The following is a 16,849-nucleotide window of genomic DNA, read 5'->3' on the forward strand; positions in this document are numbered from 1 at the left end:
GACCTGATCCTCAAAGCAACCCTGGGCGCAGCCGTGGTGGTGATTCTCGCCGCCCTGGCCAAGACCAAAAACTATTACATCGCCGGATTGGTGCCGCTGTTTCCGACCTTTGCGCTGATTGCTCATTACATCGTCGGCAAGGGTCGTTCGCTGGAGGATTTGAAGACCACCATCGTGTTTGGTATGTGGTCGATCATTCCTTACTTCATCTACCTGGCGACATTGTATGTGATGGTGGACCGGATGCGGTTGGAGGCTTCGCTCGCTGTGGCGGCGGTGGCTTGGTTGATCGCGGCGACCTTGCTTGTCACGGTTTGGGTCCGCCTCCACGCCTGACTTTTGATCGTTCCCACGCTCTGCGTGGGAATGCAGCCCGTGACGCTCCGCGTCACTGGACGCGGAGCGTCCCTAGAGGCATTCCCACGCGGGAGCGTGGGAACGATCTCCGGCCAGGTCAGCTCACCGTCCCGCCCTTCGCTTCACTCATGATCTGCCGAATCGCCCCGACAAACGTTTCCACCGGCTGCCCGCCAGTGACGGCGTATTGTCCGTTGAATACCACCGTCGGCACCGAACTGACGCCTCGCGACAGCCACAACTGCTCTTCTTCAAGAATCTCTTTGGCGAATTCATCCGACGCCAGAATCACCTCGGCTCGCGACCGATCCAGCCCCACGCTTTCGGCGATCTGCGCCAACTGCCCATGGTCGGACGGATTGCCGCCCTCGGTGAAATACGCCTTGAACAGCGCCTCTTTCAGATTGAACTGCAACCCTTCCAGTCCCGCCCAGAACAGCAAGCGGTGGGCATCGAAGGTGTTGTAGATGCGACTGTTGCCGTCCGTGCGAAACGCAAACCCGACCTCGGCGCCGCGCGCGCGGATCATCTCGCGATTTTTCTGGGATTGCTCAGGCGTCGAGCCGTACTTCTCGGTGATGTGTTCGGTGATGTTCTGCCCTTCAGGCCCCATCTTCGGGTTCAGTTCGAACGGCTGGAAACGGATCTCGGCCTGCACCTCGTCGCCCAGCAAATCCAGGGCCCGGGTCAGGCCGTAGAGGCCGACGACGCACCAGGGGCAGGACACGTCGCTGACGAAATCGATTTTCAGGGGGGTACTCATCACACACCTCGCAGACTGGAACGCGCCGGAAAGCTCGAACCATACACCCGACGAGGCCGAGGTGGCAGCCGTTCCACTCCCCCTGTGGGTTAGAGAAGGTTGGGGGTTGCCACCGGATCAATCTGCGCCCAATGCGAGGTGTCTTCGCGGTGAGCCTGCAAGTACGGCAACACCGCCGCCAGCAACGGCGCCTTGAACGCCTCCTGGAAACGATGGGCCAAACCCGGAATCAGCTTCAACTGGCTGCCGCGGATATGCGCCGCCAGGTGTACACCGTGCATCACCGGCAACAGCGGATCAGCAGTGCCGTGAACCACCAGCGTCGGAACGCGCAGTTGATTGAGCAATGCCACACGACTGCGCTCGGCGAGGATCGCCATGATCTGGCGCTTCACGCCCTCGGGATTGAACGCCCGGTCATAAGACAGCGCCGCCTGATGCAGCAATACCTGCCGATCATCGCTCACCGTCGGGCTGCCCAGCGCCGCCAGCAGGTCGGCCTGTTGTTCCAGCGCCACTTCGCGATTGGGCGCCCCACGGCGCGACAACAGTTGCACCAACGCCGCACTCGGCGCCGGCAAGCCTTCGGCCCCGGAACTGGTCATGATCAGGGTCAGGCTCTCGACCCGTTGCGGCGCCATCGCCGCCATATGCTGGGCAATCATCCCGCCCATACTGGCGCCCAGCACGTGGAATTGCTCGACGTGCAACGCATCCATCAAGCCAAAAGCATCGTCAGCCATATCGGTCAGGGTGTACGGCGCCGATACCGGTAAACCGAGCTTGTAACGCAGCACTTCAAAGGTCAGGTTGGCATCGACGGGCGCTTGCCGCCAGGTCGAGAGCCCGACATCGCGATTGTCATAGCGAATCACCCGAAACCCTTGCTGACACAGCGCGACCACCACCTCGTCCGGCCAGTGAATCAACTGCCCGCCCAGGCCCATCACCAGCAACAACGCAGGGTCCGACGCACGGCCGATGCTCTGGTACGCCAGGCTCACCTGTGCCAGATCGACCCGTTCGGTCGGAACATTGATATCGCAACGAGACGCCGCCAAGGACGGCAGGCCGAACAACAGCGCGGCCAGGAAAACCGCTGTGGAAAAAAATCGTGCACGCATGAAAAACACCGAAACGCAGAACTCCAGTAGAGCGCGAGTCTGATGAAGTTTGTTCAAGCGCGCTGCCACAGTTACGTGACAGTTTGATGAAGAGTGCTGAACGGTCGTATCCGAGACCGAGTCGCCTGCTTCGCGAGCAAGCCCGCTCCCACACTTGATCTCCTCCGCACACATATTCTGTGTTCACCGAAATCCAATGTGGGAGCGGGCTTGCTCGCGAAAGCGCCAGAACAGGCGCCACAGGGTTTAAGCCAACTGACTCCGCAATTGCCGCGCCGCCGCCACCATGTTGACCAACGCCGCCTCAGTCTCCGGCCACGCCCGGGTCTTCAACCCGCAATCCGGATTGACCCACAACCGCTCGGCTGGAATACGCTTCACCGCTTTGCTCATCAACTTGACCATTTCGGCCGTGTCCGGCACCCGTGGCGAGTGGATGTCGTAGACGCCCGGGCCGATGTCGTTCGGGAAGTCGAACGCTTCAAAAGCTTCCAGCAATTCCATGTCCGAACGCGAGGTTTCGATGGTGATCACATCGGCGTCCATGGCCGCGATGGACTGGATCACATCGTTGAATTCGCTGTAGCACATGTGGGTGTGGATCTGGGTTTCATCACGCACACCGGAGGCGCTCAAGCGGAAAGCTTCCACCGCCCAGTCGAGGTATTCCTGCCATTGCGCCCGGCGCAGCGGCAAGCCTTCGCGGAAGGCGGCTTCGTCGATCTGCACGATCTTGATGCCGGCGCTTTCCAGGTCCATCACCTCGTCACGCAGGGCCAGGGCCAACTGCTGCGCCTGGATTTTGCGCGAAACGTCTTCGCGCGGGAACGACCACATCAGCATGGTCACGGGTCCGGTGAGCATGCCTTTCATGACCTTGTCGGTCAGGCTCTGGGCATAGGTGATCCAGTCGACGGTCATGGCGTTCGGGCGGCTCAGGTCACCGTAGATGATCGCCGGCTTCACGCAGCGCGAACCGTAGCTCTGCACCCAGCCGAAACGGGTGAACAGGTAGCCGTCCAGTTGCTCGGCGAAGTACTCGACCATGTCGTTGCGTTCGGCTTCACCGTGAACCAGCACGTCCAGGCCCAGGCGTTCCTGGACTTGCACGGCATGGCGGATTTCGCTGTGCATGGCGTCGGTGTAGTCGTTGGCCGACAGTTTGCCTTGCTTGAAGGCCTGGCGTGCCAGACGGATCGAACCGGTCTGCGGGAACGAGCCGATGGTCGTGGTCGGGAAGGCCGGCAGTTTCAACCGCGCACGCTGCTGCTCGATGCGTTTGGCAAACGGCGAGTGACGTTGGCTGTCCGCCGCCCCGATGGCGTTGAAGCGCGCCTGCACTTCGGCTTTGTGGATACGCGGCGACTCGGCGCGACTGGCCTGAATCGCACGGCTCTCGGCGAGGGCGGCTTGCACTTTGGTTGATTGCGGGTCGTTCAGGGCATCGCGCAGCACGGCGATTTCGCCGCACTTCTGCACGGCAAACGCCAGCCAGCTTTTCAGTTCAGGGTCGAGTTTATCTTCGCGATCCAGATCCACCGGGCTGTGCAGCAGCGAGCAGGAACTGCTGACCCACAGGTTGTCGCCGAAGCGTTCCTGGGCCGGCTGCAGTTGCGCCAGCACTTGCTCCAGTTCGCAGCGCCAGACGTTGCGGCCGTTGACCAGGCCCACGGAGAGAATCTTGTAGGTCGGCAGACGGTCCAGCACCTGGCCGAGTTGATCCGGGGCGCGCACGGCGTCGATGTGCAAGCCTTGCACCGGCAGGCTGACCGCCAGGCCGAGGTTGTCTTCCAGACCGCTGAAGTAGGTCGCCACCAGTTTTTTCAGCGGCGAGTATTGAAGGATGTGATAAGCGCGCTCGAAAGCGTTTTTCCAGGCCTGTGGCAGGTCGAGGGTCAGGATCGGTTCGTCGATCTGCACCCACTCCACGCCTTGGGCGGCGAGGCGGCCGAGGATTTCGCCGTAGATCGGCAGCAGGCGTTCCAATAGGTCGAGCTTGTCGAAGTCGTTGCCTTTGGCTTTGCCCAGCCACAGGTAAGTCAGTGGACCAATGATCACCGGTTTGACGTTGTGGCCCAACGCTTTGGCTTCGTCGACTTCGTCGAACAGCTGTTCCCAGCTCAGTTTGAATTTCTGGTCAGCGGTGAATTCCGGGACCAGGTAGTGGTAGTTGGTGTCGAACCACTTGGTCAGTTCCTGGGCGTATTGCGCTTTGCTGTGTTCGCCGCCGCAGCAGGCTGCCGTGGCGCCTCGGGCCATGGCGAACAGGGTGTCGAGGGTCGGCAAACCGCGTGAGTCCTTGGCGCTGTCGAAACGCTCGGGGATCACCCCGAAGGTCAAGGAATGGGTCAGGACCTGGTCGTACCAGGCGAAGTCGCCCACAGGCAGCAGGTCGATGCCGGCGTCTTTCTGCAATTGCCAGTGGGTGGCGCGCAATTGGCGGCCGACGCTTTTCAGCGCGTCCTGATCCAGATCGCCCTTCCAGTAGGATTCGAGGGCTTTTTTCAGTTCGCGGTCGGCGCCGATGCGCGGGAAACCAAGTGTATGGGCCAGAGCCATGGTGAATTTCTCCCTGTAAAAGATGGCGCTATTGTCGACAGCTAACCCAACATGAGACAAACTCAACCTTTTCGTGTTGATCACAAGTTTTCCTCATGGAGCCCCCAGTGCTTGAAATCCGTCACCTGAAGACCCTGCACGCCTTGCGCGAAGCCGACAGCCTGGTGGATGCGGCCGACCGCTTGCACCTGACGCAGTCGGCCCTGTCCCACCAGTTCAAGGAACTGGAGGAGCGCATGGGCATGCCGTTGTTCGTGCGCAAGACCAAACCAGTGCGCTTCACCAGTGCCGGTTTGCGTCTGCTGCAACTGGCTGACGCCACCCTGCCATTGCTGCGCGGCGCCGAGCGCGATATCGCGCGGCTGGCCGGTGGCACTGCCGGGCGTTTGCACATGGCGATCGAGTGTCACAGTTGCTTTCAGTGGCTGATGCCGACCATCGACCAGTTCCGCGATGCCTGGCCGGAAGTCGAACTGGACCTGGCCTCAGGGTTCTCCTTCGCCCCGCTGCCGGCGCTGGCCCGTGGCGATCTGGATTTGGTGGTGACCTCCGACCCGCTGGAACTGGCCGGGATCACTTACGTGCCGTTGTTCACCTATGAAGCGATGCTCGCGGTGGCCAACCAGCACCGTTTGGCGAGCAAGGCCTACATCGTCCCGGAAGATTTGCTCACCGAAACGCTGATCACCTACCCGGTGGAACGTGATCGGCTGGACATCTTCACCCGTTTCCTCGAACCGGCCGATATCGAACCAGCGCAGGTCCGCACGTCGGAACTGACGGTGATGATGATGCAATTGGTGGCCAGCGGCCGCGGTGTGTGCGGCATGCCCCATTGGGCGCTGCATGAATACAGCTCACGGGGTTATGTGAAGGCCAAGCGGCTGGGCGAGAAAGGTTTGTTTGCGACGCTGTACGCCGGGATTCGCGCCGACATGCTGGATGCGCCGTACATGCGTGACTTTTTGCTGACGGCCAAGGACACGTCGTTCTCGACACTCGACGGCGTCAGCGCCGTTCGCTGAAATCTTGCCGACAACACGATCAAATGTGGGAGCGGGCTTGCTCGCGAATGCGGTGTGTCAGCCAGCATCAATGTTGAATGTCAGACCGCTTTCGCGAGCAAGCCCGCTCCCACATTAAGTCGTGGTGGATTTAGAGTTCACGCCACATGTGAATTTTGTCGAAGTAGTCTTCGCCAACGCGCACCGCCAGCGGTTCAAGACCAAACTGGATGAAGCCGCAACGCTGGTACAACTTGAACGCAGCGTCATTGCCGGCGGTGACGGTCAGCTGGATCAACCTCAGTCCTTTATGGTCCTGCGCTTCAGCCAGGGCGGCCTGCACCAGGTAATAACCGAACCCGCGTTGCCGGACCTTGCCCGACACGTACATGCCAAACAAGGTCGCCTTGTGCCGGGCCTTTTCCCGAGGCTCGAAGGCCAGGCCGACGATGCCCGCCAACTCACCGTTTTCGAACGCGCCGAACACCACGTCCAGCTTGCTGCTCAGGCGTGATTCCCACCAACTCAACGGCATCACGGCGCGTTCGCGCACGCTGGAGGTAAACGCCTGGGGATGCAGGTCATAGGCTTCGAGCATCAGCGCCCGATAATCCAGAGCATGACTGGCATCAAGCCGTTCAATCCACATGTTCAAGTCATCCGTCGTTGTTCCAGCATCAGTCGCACCGCCAGCGCCGACAGCACGAACCCCATGAAATAGCGCTGCACCGCCAGCCAGGACGGGTTGTTGACGAACCAGGAGGCGATGCCCGCGGCGAACAGCGCGATCAGCAGATTGACGCTGAAACTGACACTGATCTGGGTCAACCCCAGAGTGATGCTTTGAGTGAACACCGAGCCATGCTCAGGCGTGATGAACTGCGGAAACACCGACAAATAGAACACGGCGATTTTCGGGTTCAGGGCGCTGGTCAGAAAGCCCATGGTGATCAGTTTGCGCGACGAGTCCGGCGGCAACTGCTGCGCCTCGAACGGTGAACGCGCTCCCGGTTTGACGGCTTGCCAGGCCAACCACATCAGGTACAGCGCACCGGCCCACTTCAGCACTTCGTAGGCCATCGGCACCGCCAGAAACACCGCGGTCAAACCGGCAGCGGCCGCGAACAGGTGCACGAAAAACCCCGCGACCACACCGAGCAACGAGGTCACGCCTGCCTTGCGCCCCTGGCAGATCGAACGGGAGATCAGGTAAATCATGTTCGGCCCCGGCGTCAGTACCATCAGCAATGCGGCAGCGGCGAAAATCAGCAAGTCTTGAAGTGGAATCATGGGCAATCCTTTGTCCGGGAATAATCAGGCAGTTTCGGTTAACAAGGCACGATAAAACGGCAGGATCAGGTCCCGTGTCAATGGCGCCAGCGTGACATTACCGTCAGTGGCCGGGTCGATCCAGCGCACCTCTTCGATCTCCGCCGCAGGCGATACGTCTGAATCGATGGTCAGCTGAAAGAGTTCGGCCTGGACGGTAAAACCCGGCTCATTGGCGGCCGGTGCCGAGAATTGCCCAAGATAAGTGGCGTGTGCCGGATCGATGACCAGGCCCAATTCTTCTTCCAGTTCACGGGCCAGCGCGTGGACCGGTTGCTCATGGGCTTCGATCTTGCCCCCCGGCTGCATGAACGCCTCGGTGCCGCGCTTGCGGACCAACAGCGTGCGACCGTCCGGACCGATCAACAGGGCGGCAGCGATGCGGATGAGACGGGGCGAAGCAGCGGATGAAAGCGTCATGGATCGTGATTGGCCTTGGGGGGAAAAACCCAAGGATCACATGAGTCTTGGTGTGTCGTCACGCAGATCCCCTGTGGGAGCGGGCTTGCTCGCGAAAGCGGCGGGCCAGTCAACATCAATGTTGAATGAAAAACCGCTTTCGCGAGCAAGCCCGCTCCCACAGGGGGGATTGTGTAGCGTTTGGAAAAACTAACTGGCCTCGAGAACCGCAACGTCTTCCGGCACCTTCACGAAAATGCTGTATTTCGCGCCTTCCATGGCTTCGAAGGTGATCAACTTCTCCACCAGCGGCCCATTCAACACCTTGCCGGCGTTGAGCAGCAGCATGCCGTTGTCGGCATTAAGGTTGCGCGCCAGGATCATGCCCGCCACCAACTCGCGTGTGGTCAGCACCTTGATCGATGGATCGACCAGCGAGATATCGCTCAAGTACGCGGCACACACCTGGATGAAATCCTCCACCAACTCGGGATCGTAGAGTCGCCCGGCATAGCTGCGGATGTAGACCAGCGCTTCATCACTGTTCATCAGCCGCTCGAGGATCAGCCCGCGCTGCAACTCGATGAAATCCACCGCCAGTTTCAACAGCCGCGAACCGAACGGAATCGCCTCGCCCTTGAGCCGGTCGGGGAAGCCGCTGCCATCCCAGCGCTCCTGATGATGAAGAATCAGACGGGCGGCGTCCTTCATCGGGTCAAGCGTCATCAACAGCGATTCGCTCTGCTTGGGATAACCGCGATAGCGCTCCCGATCGCTGTGATGCAGCAGGTCCGCGGGCGCAGTCATCATGCTGTCGGTCCAGCTCAGCTTGCCGATGTTGTAGAGCGCCGCGGCCATGGTCAGGTCGCGACTGGTGCCCTCGTCCAGACCGTGAAGTTTGCAGTAGACCCGCACCAGTTCAATGATCTGGCGGTTGGTCTGCTTGGCCGGGGGCAAGCGCAGGTTGGCCAGCAGCGAGAACACCTCGGTGCCGGTGACATAGCTGTGCTTGAGCTCTTCGTAGGCCAGGTCGAGCATGTCGGCGGTCTGCTGGAGTTCGGCAGTGCGGGCGGCGACGTGTTTTTCCAGGGTGATGTTGAGTGACTTCAACTGGTCGTTCTGCAGCCGGGTCAACTGCTCCAGGCGCTGGCGTTCGCGCTCGGAATATTGATGAGCCAGGGCCTGGCGCAAGGTCAGGAGCATTTCCTCGTCGTTCCAGGGTTTGCTGATGTAGCGGTGAATCTTCCCTTCGTTGATCGCTTTGATGATCGTCGGCATGTCCGCGTAGCCGGTGAGCAGAATCCGGGTGGTCGTGGGGTAAAGCTGATGGATGCGGGCCAGCAGCGTGGCGCCGTCCATATTGGGCATGCGTGCGTCGGTCATCACCAGATCGATGGACTGTTGCTCCATGATCTCCAGCGCCTGGGCACCGCTGGTGGCCAGCAGCAACTCGTAGGGCTGGCCGCGTAACAGGCGACGCAGGCTGTTGAGGATTGACTCCTCGTCATCGACCAGCAGCACCTTGGGTTTATCGTTCAAAGTCGTGGGGAGTTGCTCTTCCATGGCGTCACCTCAAGTGAAACGGGCACATCGTTGTGGCAGGCCCCGAAGCAAACATCCCCTATTGCCGGAGCCTGACCTACAGGCTAGATGATTTTCAGCCCGCCACCGGAAATGATTCAGCTCATTGAGTTGCGCGAAGTGCTGGACAGGCGACTATGCTGAGCTGACTCGGATCCAAATCTGTACGTTCGGCCAGGTGATCAGGGAAAGGAAGCCCCTTCTATGAGTACACCGCATCAAACTGCTGCCGGTACTGGCGTATGTCGATAAATACGCTGCTGGCACGGACCAACCGACGGATTCTTATCGTCGACGATACGGCCTCGATTCATGCGGACTTCGCCAAGATCCTCAGTCCGCCATCGATCGATGACGACAGCCTGATCAGCGCCGAAAATGCCCTGTTCGGCACTCCTGCGGCGCTATCGCTGCAGAGCTTTGTGCTCGACTCGGCGTTTCAGGGCCTCGAAGCCCTGGACAAGGTCGAGACGGCGCTGGCCAACGACATGCCCTATGCGATGGCCTTCATCGACATGCGCATGCCGCCGGGCTGGGACGGGCTGGAAACCATCGAACGGCTGTGGCAGGTCGATCCCAAGTTGCAAGTGGCGCTTTGCACCGCGTATTCCGACTATTCCTGGGAAGACATCGACGAACGCCTGGAACTGGGCGATCGCCTGCTGATTCTGAAAAAACCCTTCGATGCCATCGAAATCCGCCAGATGGCCAGCGCATTGACGGCCAAGTGGCAAATGACCGAAGACGCAGAGCTGAAGATGTCGCTGCTCGAACAGGCGGTCGAAGAACGCACCCGAGAGCTGTCCGACGCCAACATCATCGTGCAGAACAGCCCGACCATTCTGTATCGGTTGCGCGGCGAGCCGTCGTTTCCGTTGATGTATATCTCGCACAACATCACCAAATACGGTCATGTCGCGGCGAAACTGGTCGCCTCGGCCAACTGGGCCCAGGAACTGATCCATCCCGACGATCAAACCAAGGTCGACACCGCCATGGCCCGGGTGCTGGACCGTCATGCGGCGGGCGCTTCCATCGAATTCCGGATGCGCACTGGCGAAGGAGCCTGGCGCTGGGTCGAAAACCGCTACATCCCGGTGCGCGACGATGAAGGCCGTTTGCTGGAAGTCGAAGGCATCATCATCGACATCACTGAACGCAAACTGGCCGAAGAGAAAATCGCCCTGCTGGCCCGCACCGACGGGCTGACCGGGCTGGCCAACCGTGCGACGCTGATCGAGCGGTTGCACCAGGCATTCGCCTCTGCGCGTCGGGGGGCGGCACCGTTCGCCATGTTTTACCTGGACCTGGATCACTTCAAACGCATCAACGATACCCTCGGCCATCCGGTGGGCGACCTGTTGCTGCAAGAGGTTTCCCGTCGGATCAAAGCCTGCGTGCGCGAAAACGATGTGGTTGCCCGACTCGGCGGTGACGAGTTCGCGATCTTGCAGCTGGACGTCGGTGACCCGACCCAATCCGCAGCCCTGGCCGCCAAGATCCGCGATACGTTGGTACTGCCCTACTCCCTGGCCGGCAATGATGTGCGGGTCTCGGTGAGTATCGGCATCAGCAGCTGTACCCCGGAAAGCACCGGCGCCGACGGTCTGCTGACCCAGGCCGACATGGCGCTGTATCGCTCCAAGGAACAGGGCCGCAACCAGTACCACTTCCATTCCGAGGAGATCAATCAGGAGGTGGTCGAACGCATGACCATCGCCAGCGACTTGAGAGCGGCCATCGAACACCAGGAACTCGAACTGCATTACTGGCCGGAAGTGGACCTGAGCAGCGGCAAAATCCTCGGCATGGAAGCTCAAGTCAGCTGGAACCACCCTGAGCGCGGTTTACTGGAAGCCTCGGCGTTCCTGCCCGCTGCGGAAAAGACCGGCACCATCGTCGCACTCGGTCACTGGGTGCTGGATCGAGCCTGCCAGCAAATGCGTCAATGGCGCGATGAAGGCATGGCGCCGCCGGTGATTGCGATCAAGCTGTCCCTGGCCCAACTCAAAAGTGGCCCCGAACTGATCTATGACGTGCTGCGCACCACCGCACGCTGGGAACTCTGCCCCTGGGACCTGCGCTTCGACGTCACCGAAGCGACGCTGGCCCAGACCAAATGGACCCACAACGATGTGCTGCCGCGCCTGCGTGAGCTGGGGGTGAAGATCGCCATCGACGACTTTGGCACCGAATACTCCTCGTTCGACTACCTCAAGACCTACCAGGTCAATCACCTGAAACTCGCGCAGGCCTTCATCGACACCGCCGCCCGCGATCCGGCCAGCGCGAACACCCTGCGCGCCATCATCAACTTCGCCCGTGAAGTCGGGATCGGCATCATTGCCGAGGGCGTCGAAACCCAGGAACAACGCAGCTCGCTGATGGCCACCGGTTCACCGATGAACGCCCAGGGTTACTTCTTCAGCAAAGCGGTCAGCAGCCAGCAGGCCGCCGAGCTGCTGAAGGCCGGCAGCATTGTGCCCCCGAACCATGACATCGGGCCGATCCGGGACAACCCGCCACGCTTCACGGAGGACAAAGGATGAAAACGCCTTTCGTGCGGACCAACCGGCGCATCCTGATCATCGACGACACGCCCTCGATTCATGAGGATTTTCGCAAGATCCTCGGCCCTGACGTTGAATGTGAACAGACCCTGGCCGGCGCTGAAGAAGCCCTGTTCGGCACCGTGCAGCTTGATCGGCTGACGTTCCAGCTCGACTCGGCCTATCAGGGTCAGGAAGCCCTCGAACTGGTCAAGCGCGCACGGGCCGAAGGTCGCCCCTATGCCATGGCGTTCACCGACATGCGCATGCCACCGGGCTGGGACGGCCTGGAAACCATTGAACAACTGTGGAAGGCCGATCCTCACCTGCAAATCGCGTTGTGCACGGCCTATTCCGATTACACCTGGGAAGACATGGCCGAACGGCTGGAGTTCGGCGACCAGTTGCTGGTGCTGAAAAAACCCTTCGACAGCCTGGAAATCCGCCAGATGGCCAGTGCCCTGACCTGGAAATGGCAGATGGCACAGGACGCGGCAACGAAAGTCCTGAACCTGGAGCAAACCATCGAGGCGCGGGTCCACGAATTGCTCAAGGTGTCGCACCTGTTGCAGTACGACGTACTGACCGAGCTGCCCAACAGCACATTGCTCGGTGACCGGTTGAACCAGTCCCTGGCCCTGTCCCGGCGCCATGACAAGCAACTGGCCGTGATGTTTCTGGGCCTCGATCGCTTCAAACGCATCAACAATGCCCTGGGCCACCCGGCCGGTGACGAAATGCTTAAACAGGTCGGGCGCAATCTGGTGGCGACAGTGCGCGAGTCCGACTCGGTGTTCCGCTACGGTTCAGATGAATTCGTGGTTATCCTCGCCGATGTCCGCCATCCCCAGCAGACCAAGGGCATCGCCGAAAAACTCTTGAACGCCATCCGCGCGCCCCAGCACATTGCCGGCCATGACCTGAGCGTGACCGCCAGCCTGGGCATCAGCATTTACCCGGACGATGGCTTCGATGCCATCGCGCTGATCAAGAAAGCCGAAACCGCGATGCGCAACGTCAAGGAAAGCGGCCCGAACGATTTCAGTTTTTTCATCGACGAGATGAACCAGCGCGCCCGGGATCAGCAAAGCATCGAGAGTGGCATTCGCCTGGCACTGGAACGCAACGAATTTGTCCTGCATTACCAGCCAAAACTGGACCTGGGCAGTGGCCAGGTGGTCGGTGCCGAGGCGCTGATTCGCTGGCAAAAACCGGGGCACGGTCTGATCTACCCCACGGATTTCATCAGTGTGGCCGAAGACAGCGGTTTGATCGTGCCGTTGAGCAAATGGGTGCTGGCCGAGGCCTGCCGACAAGCCTGCGCCTGGCAGGCCGCGGGGCTGCCGAAGATCTGTATGTCGGTGAACATGTCGGCCATCGATTTCCGTCAGCGGGACTTTGTCGACGGCATCGAACAGACACTCAAACAAACAGGTCTGGAACCGGCCTTGCTGGAGCTGGAAATCACTGAAGGCGTGTTGATGCAGAACATCGAAACCACGGTGACCGCCCTGACCCGGCTCAAGGTCATGGGCGTACGGCTGGCCATCGATGACTTCGGTACCGGTTATTCCAGCCTGAGCTACTTGCGGCGTTTTCCCATCGACGTGCTGAAAATCGACCAGTCGTTCATTCGCGGTTTAAGCAGCGACAGCAACGACGCCGCGCTGGTCAGCGCCATCATCAGTCTGGGCCGGAGCCTCAAGCTGACCATCATTGCCGAAGGGGTGGAAACCCTCGAACAACTGGATTTCCTCAAGGCCCATCAATGCGAGGAAGGCCAGGGTTACTACTTCAGCAAAGCCGTGGAGCCGGACGCCTTCGTCCGGTATCTGGGGTCGGTGAAGCCCTCTTCATCCGCAGCCACGTGAACGATGCGCAACGACACACAGGCCCTACGCCAAGGAATTATCAGATGTCGCCTTCCTTTCTCCGTCTGCTATTGGCGCCGTTGTTCGGGCTCTGCCTGAGCGCCAGCGCCGCGCCACTGGATGAAGCGCTCAAACCACTGCCGGCGGTGCCCCAACAGAACCCACTGCGGATCGAACTCGGTCGCCAGTTGTTCAACGAAACACGCTTGTCGGTCAACAACTCACTGTCCTGCGCCAGTTGCCATCGACTGGAAAACGGTGGCGCCGACAACAAGGCGTTTTCCATCGGATTCAACGGCGTTCCAGTGACGATCAACACCCCCAGCGTGTTCAACTCCAGTTTGAATTTCCGGCAATTCTGGAACGGCCGCGCCGACACCCTGGAAACCCAGATCCACGGAGTGGTGCAAAGCCCCAGTGAAATGGGCAGTAACTGGGAGCATGTGGTGCAGATGCTGAGCGCCGATCCGGCTTATCAGACCTCGTTCGCCAACGCCTACCCGGACGGCGTATCCATGAACAATGTGCAGAATGCCCTGGCCACCTATGAACGCACGCTGATCAGCGCCAACTCGCGTTTCGACCAATACCTGCAAGGCGATACCGACATTCTCACCCTCGACGAGAAATACGGTTACCAACGTTTTAAAGACTACGGCTGCATCTCCTGCCACCAAGGGGTGAACATCGGCGGCAACATGTTCCAGAAGTTCGGGGTCATGGGCGACTACTTCAAGATTCGGGGCAATCCTACCGAAGCCGACCTGGGCCGCTATCTGGTCACCAAAGACGAAGAGGACCGCAACGTGTTCAAAGTCCCGAGCCTGCGCAACGTCGCCGTGACCGCGCCGTACTTTCACGATGCCTCGGCCAAAACCCTCGAAGAGGCGGTGGATGTGATGTTCAAGTTCCAGCTCGGTCGTATTCCCTCTGCCGACGACAAGACGCTGATCATCAAATTCCTCAAGACCCTGACCGGTGAATGGGGAGGCAAGCCCTTATGAGAATGACTAACCGCCGTAACCTGGCGTTGCTTGGCGTCGTGGCCCTGATGCTGGCTTCAGTGCTGCTGTTCCTGTACCTCAAATCCAGCTCGAACCAGACGACGACCTACGCCGAATCCCGGGACTTGATTGGCCGGATCAAGCAGCTGAACGCACAATGGGAAACCGAGATCCTCAAGGCCAGGATCGCCATCAGTCACAACTACGATCCGTTGGTCGCACCGCTGACCGAGATAACGGACCTTTGGGAGCGGTTCGACACCATGGAGTCGAACCATGGCCGCAACGACTCGCCCATCTGGCGCGCCAGCCATGATGCGTACCTGAGCGCCATTCAGGAAAAGACCCGCTTGGTGGAGCAGTTCAAGTCTCACAACGCCGTGCTGCGCAACTCGCTGGCGTTCCTGCCCACCGCCGAGGACGACATTCAGGAACAGCTGGCCCGGTTGGTGGATGAGGACCAACTGCAATCGCAGAACATCGCCACCGACACGTATGACTTGCTGCTCAGCAGCCTGGAGTTCGCTCAGGTCACCTCAGATGACAAGGCCGCCGACATCCTGCTCGGGATAAACAAACTGGGGGTGAACAAACAGCGTCTGCCTGAACAGTTCCACAGTCCGATCGATATTATGAGCAATCATATTTCACTGATCCTGCGTGAGCAGCCGGTGGTCAATCGGTTACTGGAAAACATCGAAGGCGTTCCCGTGGCCCAACGCCTGGACGACATTACCAACCTGCTGAACACGGACCAGCAGCAGACCGATGCGGTCGACCAGCGCTATCACTTCTACATGCTGTTGTTTTCCGTACTGTTGGTGCTGTTGCTGGTGTACCTGGCGATTCACCTGATGCGCAGTTTCACCGTGATCAATCGCGTCAACAAAGCCCTGCAAACCGCCAATGAGGACCTCGAACTGCGGGTTGAAGAGCGCACCCGCGAACTCAAGGATACCCAGAGCGAACTGCTCGACACCGCGCGTCAGGCCGGCATGGCCGAGATCGCCACCAATGTGCTGCACAACGTCGGCAACGTGCTCAACAGCGTGAACATTTCCGCCGACCTGGTGACCCGCAAACTGCGCGCCAGCAAAGCTCAGGGCCTGGGTAAGGCCATGCAGCTGATCAACGACCATCCAGGCGACCTCGGCACCTTTCTGACCGAGGACGCCAAAGGCAAGTTGCTACCGGGTTACCTGAATCAACTGGTGGACGCGATAGCCCTGGAACAACAAGGCATGACCGAGGAACTGGCCCAGTTGACCAAAAGCGTGGACCACATCAAGGACATCGTCGCCACCCAGCAATCCTACGCGGGCGCCAACAGCCTGATGGAACCGCTGCATATCAGCGAGTTGCTGGAAGACGCCCTGCGCATGAACTCCGGCGCCCTGACCCGACACCACGTTACGGTGGTCAAGGAGTACAGCGATGTACCGCGAGTCATGGGCGACAAGCACCGGTTGTTGCTGATCCTGATCAACCTGATCAGCAACGCCAAGTATGCCATGTCGGACCTCAGCAACCGCCCGCGGCAAATGACCCTGGGGGTGAAAATCGTCGAAGACAAGACCCTGCAAGTCAGCGTCAAGGACGACGGCGAAGGCATCGCCGAGGAGAACATGACGCGAATCTTTGCCCACGGGTTTACTACCCGTAAGGAAGGCCACGGCTTCGGCCTGCACAGCTGCGCACTGGCCGCCATTGAGATGAATGGCCACCTCACCGCCCATAGCGACGGGCCAGGCAAGGGCGCGCTGTTCACGTTGCAGATCCCGCTGAAAACCGTACCGGAGGAAGCATGAGCGAGCTTTCGAACCGACGCATTCTGCTGATCGATGACACCCTGTCCATTCACGTGGATTTCCGCAAGATTCTCACGCCCATGCCGGAGCAGACCGTCGAACTGGACGAGATGGAGGCCGCGCTGTTTGGCAGCGAAGTGAAATCAACCACTGCGCTGTTCGAGCTGGACTCCGCCTATGGCGGCCAGGAAGGCCTTGGCAAACTGAACGAAGCCTTGCAAGAAAACCGCCCCTACGCCCTGGCCTTCGTCGACATGCGCATGCCTGAGGGCTGGGACGGTGCGCAGACCATCGAACATTTGTGGCAGGCCGACCCGAGCCTGCAGGTGGTGGTGTGCACCGCCTATTCCGACTATTCCTGGGATGAACTGCTCGATCGATTGCAGGCCCATGATCGACTGTTGATCCTGAAAAAGCCGTTCGACAATATCGAAGTCCAGCAGATGGCCAACACCCTGCTGACCAAATGGGACATGACCAAACGGGCCAGCGTGCAGATGG

At 60.0% G+C, this 16,849-nt stretch carries 13 protein-coding genes; 6 read left to right on the forward strand and 7 right to left on the reverse strand.

Features of this window, described 5'->3' with window-relative positions; translation table 11 throughout:
- Nucleotides 1-6 precede the first annotated feature (6 nt).
- Nucleotides 7-336 carry a GlpM family protein gene (locus tag ASC74_RS14720; RefSeq protein WP_177338858.1) on the forward strand — a complete coding sequence of 110 codons (330 nt, stop codon included), beginning with the start codon at nt 7-9 and terminating at the stop codon, nt 334-336.
- Between the two features lie 118 nt (nt 337-454).
- Here the strand turns inward: ASC74_RS14720 and ASC74_RS14725 are convergent, their stop codons facing one another.
- From ASC74_RS14725 to metE, 3 genes are all read right to left on the reverse strand, one after another.
- Nucleotides 455-1,120 carry a DsbA family oxidoreductase gene (locus tag ASC74_RS14725; RefSeq protein WP_056742025.1) on the reverse strand — a complete coding sequence of 222 codons (666 nt, stop codon included), beginning with the start codon at nt 1,118-1,120 and terminating at the stop codon, nt 455-457.
- A gap of 89 nt (nt 1,121-1,209) precedes the next feature.
- Entirely contained in the window at nt 1,210-2,244 is a 1,035-nt protein-coding gene (locus tag ASC74_RS14730; RefSeq protein ID WP_056742026.1) for an alpha/beta fold hydrolase, read from the reverse strand.
- 246 nt (nt 2,245-2,490) lie between these two features.
- Complete coding sequence (metE, locus tag ASC74_RS14735; protein ID WP_056742027.1) at nt 2,491-4,803, reverse strand: 5-methyltetrahydropteroyltriglutamate--homocysteine S-methyltransferase; 2,313 nt, start codon at nt 4,801-4,803, stop codon at nt 2,491-2,493.
- Nucleotides 4,804-4,910: 107 nt separating this feature from the next.
- Between metE and metR the strand changes: the two genes are divergently transcribed.
- On the forward strand, nt 4,911-5,828 hold the full coding sequence (gene metR / locus ASC74_RS14740) for a transcriptional regulator MetR (protein WP_008155262.1): 918 nt from the start codon (nt 4,911-4,913) through the stop codon (nt 5,826-5,828).
- 130 nt (nt 5,829-5,958) lie between these two features.
- Here the strand turns inward: metR and ASC74_RS14745 are convergent, their stop codons facing one another.
- The 4 genes from ASC74_RS14745 to ASC74_RS14760 form a co-directional block, all read right to left on the reverse strand.
- A complete protein-coding gene (locus ASC74_RS14745) occupies nt 5,959-6,456 on the reverse strand; it encodes a GNAT family N-acetyltransferase (RefSeq protein ID WP_056742028.1) in 498 nt (165 codons plus the stop codon).
- A 2-nt stretch (nt 6,457-6,458) separates the two neighbouring features.
- Nucleotides 6,459-7,097, reverse strand: coding sequence for a LysE family translocator (locus tag ASC74_RS14750; protein ID WP_056742029.1), 639 nt, complete (start codon nt 7,095-7,097; stop codon nt 6,459-6,461).
- A gap of 24 nt (nt 7,098-7,121) precedes the next feature.
- Nucleotides 7,122-7,556 carry an NUDIX hydrolase gene (locus ASC74_RS14755; protein WP_056742030.1) on the reverse strand — a complete coding sequence of 145 codons (435 nt, stop codon included), beginning with the start codon at nt 7,554-7,556 and terminating at the stop codon, nt 7,122-7,124.
- Nucleotides 7,557-7,745: 189 nt separating this feature from the next.
- Nucleotides 7,746-9,098 (reverse strand): HD domain-containing phosphohydrolase, encoded by a 1,353-nt coding sequence (locus tag ASC74_RS14760; RefSeq protein ID WP_056742031.1) that lies wholly within the window; start codon nt 9,096-9,098, stop codon nt 7,746-7,748.
- 260 nt (nt 9,099-9,358) lie between these two features.
- On the opposite strand from ASC74_RS14760, the gene ASC74_RS14765 reads away from it, so the two are divergent.
- Genes ASC74_RS14765 through ASC74_RS14780 form a run of 4 tightly spaced genes read left to right on the forward strand, consistent with a single transcriptional unit; the run spans nt 9,359 to nt 16,348 of the window.
- On the forward strand, nt 9,359-11,665 hold the full coding sequence (locus ASC74_RS14765) for a putative bifunctional diguanylate cyclase/phosphodiesterase (RefSeq protein ID WP_056742032.1): 2,307 nt from the start codon (nt 9,359-9,361) through the stop codon (nt 11,663-11,665).
- The gene (locus tag ASC74_RS14770) at nt 11,662-13,536 is read left to right on the forward strand and encodes a putative bifunctional diguanylate cyclase/phosphodiesterase (RefSeq protein ID WP_056742033.1); all 1,875 of its coding nucleotides are present in this window, start codon (nt 11,662-11,664) and stop codon (nt 13,534-13,536) included. The genes ASC74_RS14765 and ASC74_RS14770 overlap by 4 nt, the downstream gene beginning before the upstream one ends.
- A 44-nt stretch (nt 13,537-13,580) precedes the next feature.
- Entirely contained in the window at nt 13,581-14,540 is a 960-nt protein-coding gene (locus ASC74_RS14775; RefSeq protein ID WP_056742034.1) for a cytochrome-c peroxidase, read from the forward strand.
- Nucleotides 14,537-16,348, forward strand: a complete 1,812-nt coding sequence (locus tag ASC74_RS14780) for a DAHL domain-containing protein (protein ID WP_056742035.1) — start codon at nt 14,537-14,539, stop codon at nt 16,346-16,348. The genes ASC74_RS14775 and ASC74_RS14780 overlap by 4 nt, the downstream gene beginning before the upstream one ends.
- The last annotated feature ends 501 nt before the right edge of the window (nt 16,349-16,849 follow it).

The sequence above is a fragment of the Pseudomonas sp. Root329 genome, from assembly GCF_001424925.1.
Taxonomy (GTDB): Bacteria; Pseudomonadota; Gammaproteobacteria; order Pseudomonadales; family Pseudomonadaceae; genus Aquipseudomonas; species Aquipseudomonas arabinosi.

Bases quoted from the DNA above. Each gene is read 5' to 3' on its own strand.
- ASC74_RS14745 (WP_056742028.1), bottom strand. From the start codon at position 6,456: ATGTGGATTGAACGGCTTGATGCCAGTCATGCTCTGGATTATCGGGCG.
- ASC74_RS14775 (WP_056742034.1), top strand. From the start codon at position 13,581: ATGTCGCCTTCCTTTCTCCGTCTGCTATTGGCGCCGTTGTTCGGGCTC.
- ASC74_RS14760 (WP_056742031.1), bottom strand. From the start codon at position 9,098: ATGGAAGAGCAACTCCCCACGACTTTGAACGATAAACCCAAGGTGCTG.
- metE (WP_056742027.1), bottom strand. From the start codon at position 4,803: ATGGCTCTGGCCCATACACTTGGTTTCCCGCGCATCGGCGCCGACCGC.
- ASC74_RS14730 (WP_056742026.1), bottom strand. From the start codon at position 2,244: ATGCGTGCACGATTTTTTTCCACAGCGGTTTTCCTGGCCGCGCTGTTG.
- ASC74_RS14770 (WP_056742033.1), top strand. From the start codon at position 11,662: ATGAAAACGCCTTTCGTGCGGACCAACCGGCGCATCCTGATCATCGAC.
- ASC74_RS14725 (WP_056742025.1), bottom strand. From the start codon at position 1,120: ATGAGTACCCCCCTGAAAATCGATTTCGTCAGCGACGTGTCCTGCCCC.
- ASC74_RS14755 (WP_056742030.1), bottom strand. From the start codon at position 7,556: ATGACGCTTTCATCCGCTGCTTCGCCCCGTCTCATCCGCATCGCTGCC.
- ASC74_RS14780 (WP_056742035.1), top strand. From the start codon at position 14,537: ATGAGAATGACTAACCGCCGTAACCTGGCGTTGCTTGGCGTCGTGGCC.
- ASC74_RS14750 (WP_056742029.1), bottom strand. From the start codon at position 7,097: ATGATTCCACTTCAAGACTTGCTGATTTTCGCCGCTGCCGCATTGCTG.
- ASC74_RS14765 (WP_056742032.1), top strand. From the start codon at position 9,359: ATGTCGATAAATACGCTGCTGGCACGGACCAACCGACGGATTCTTATC.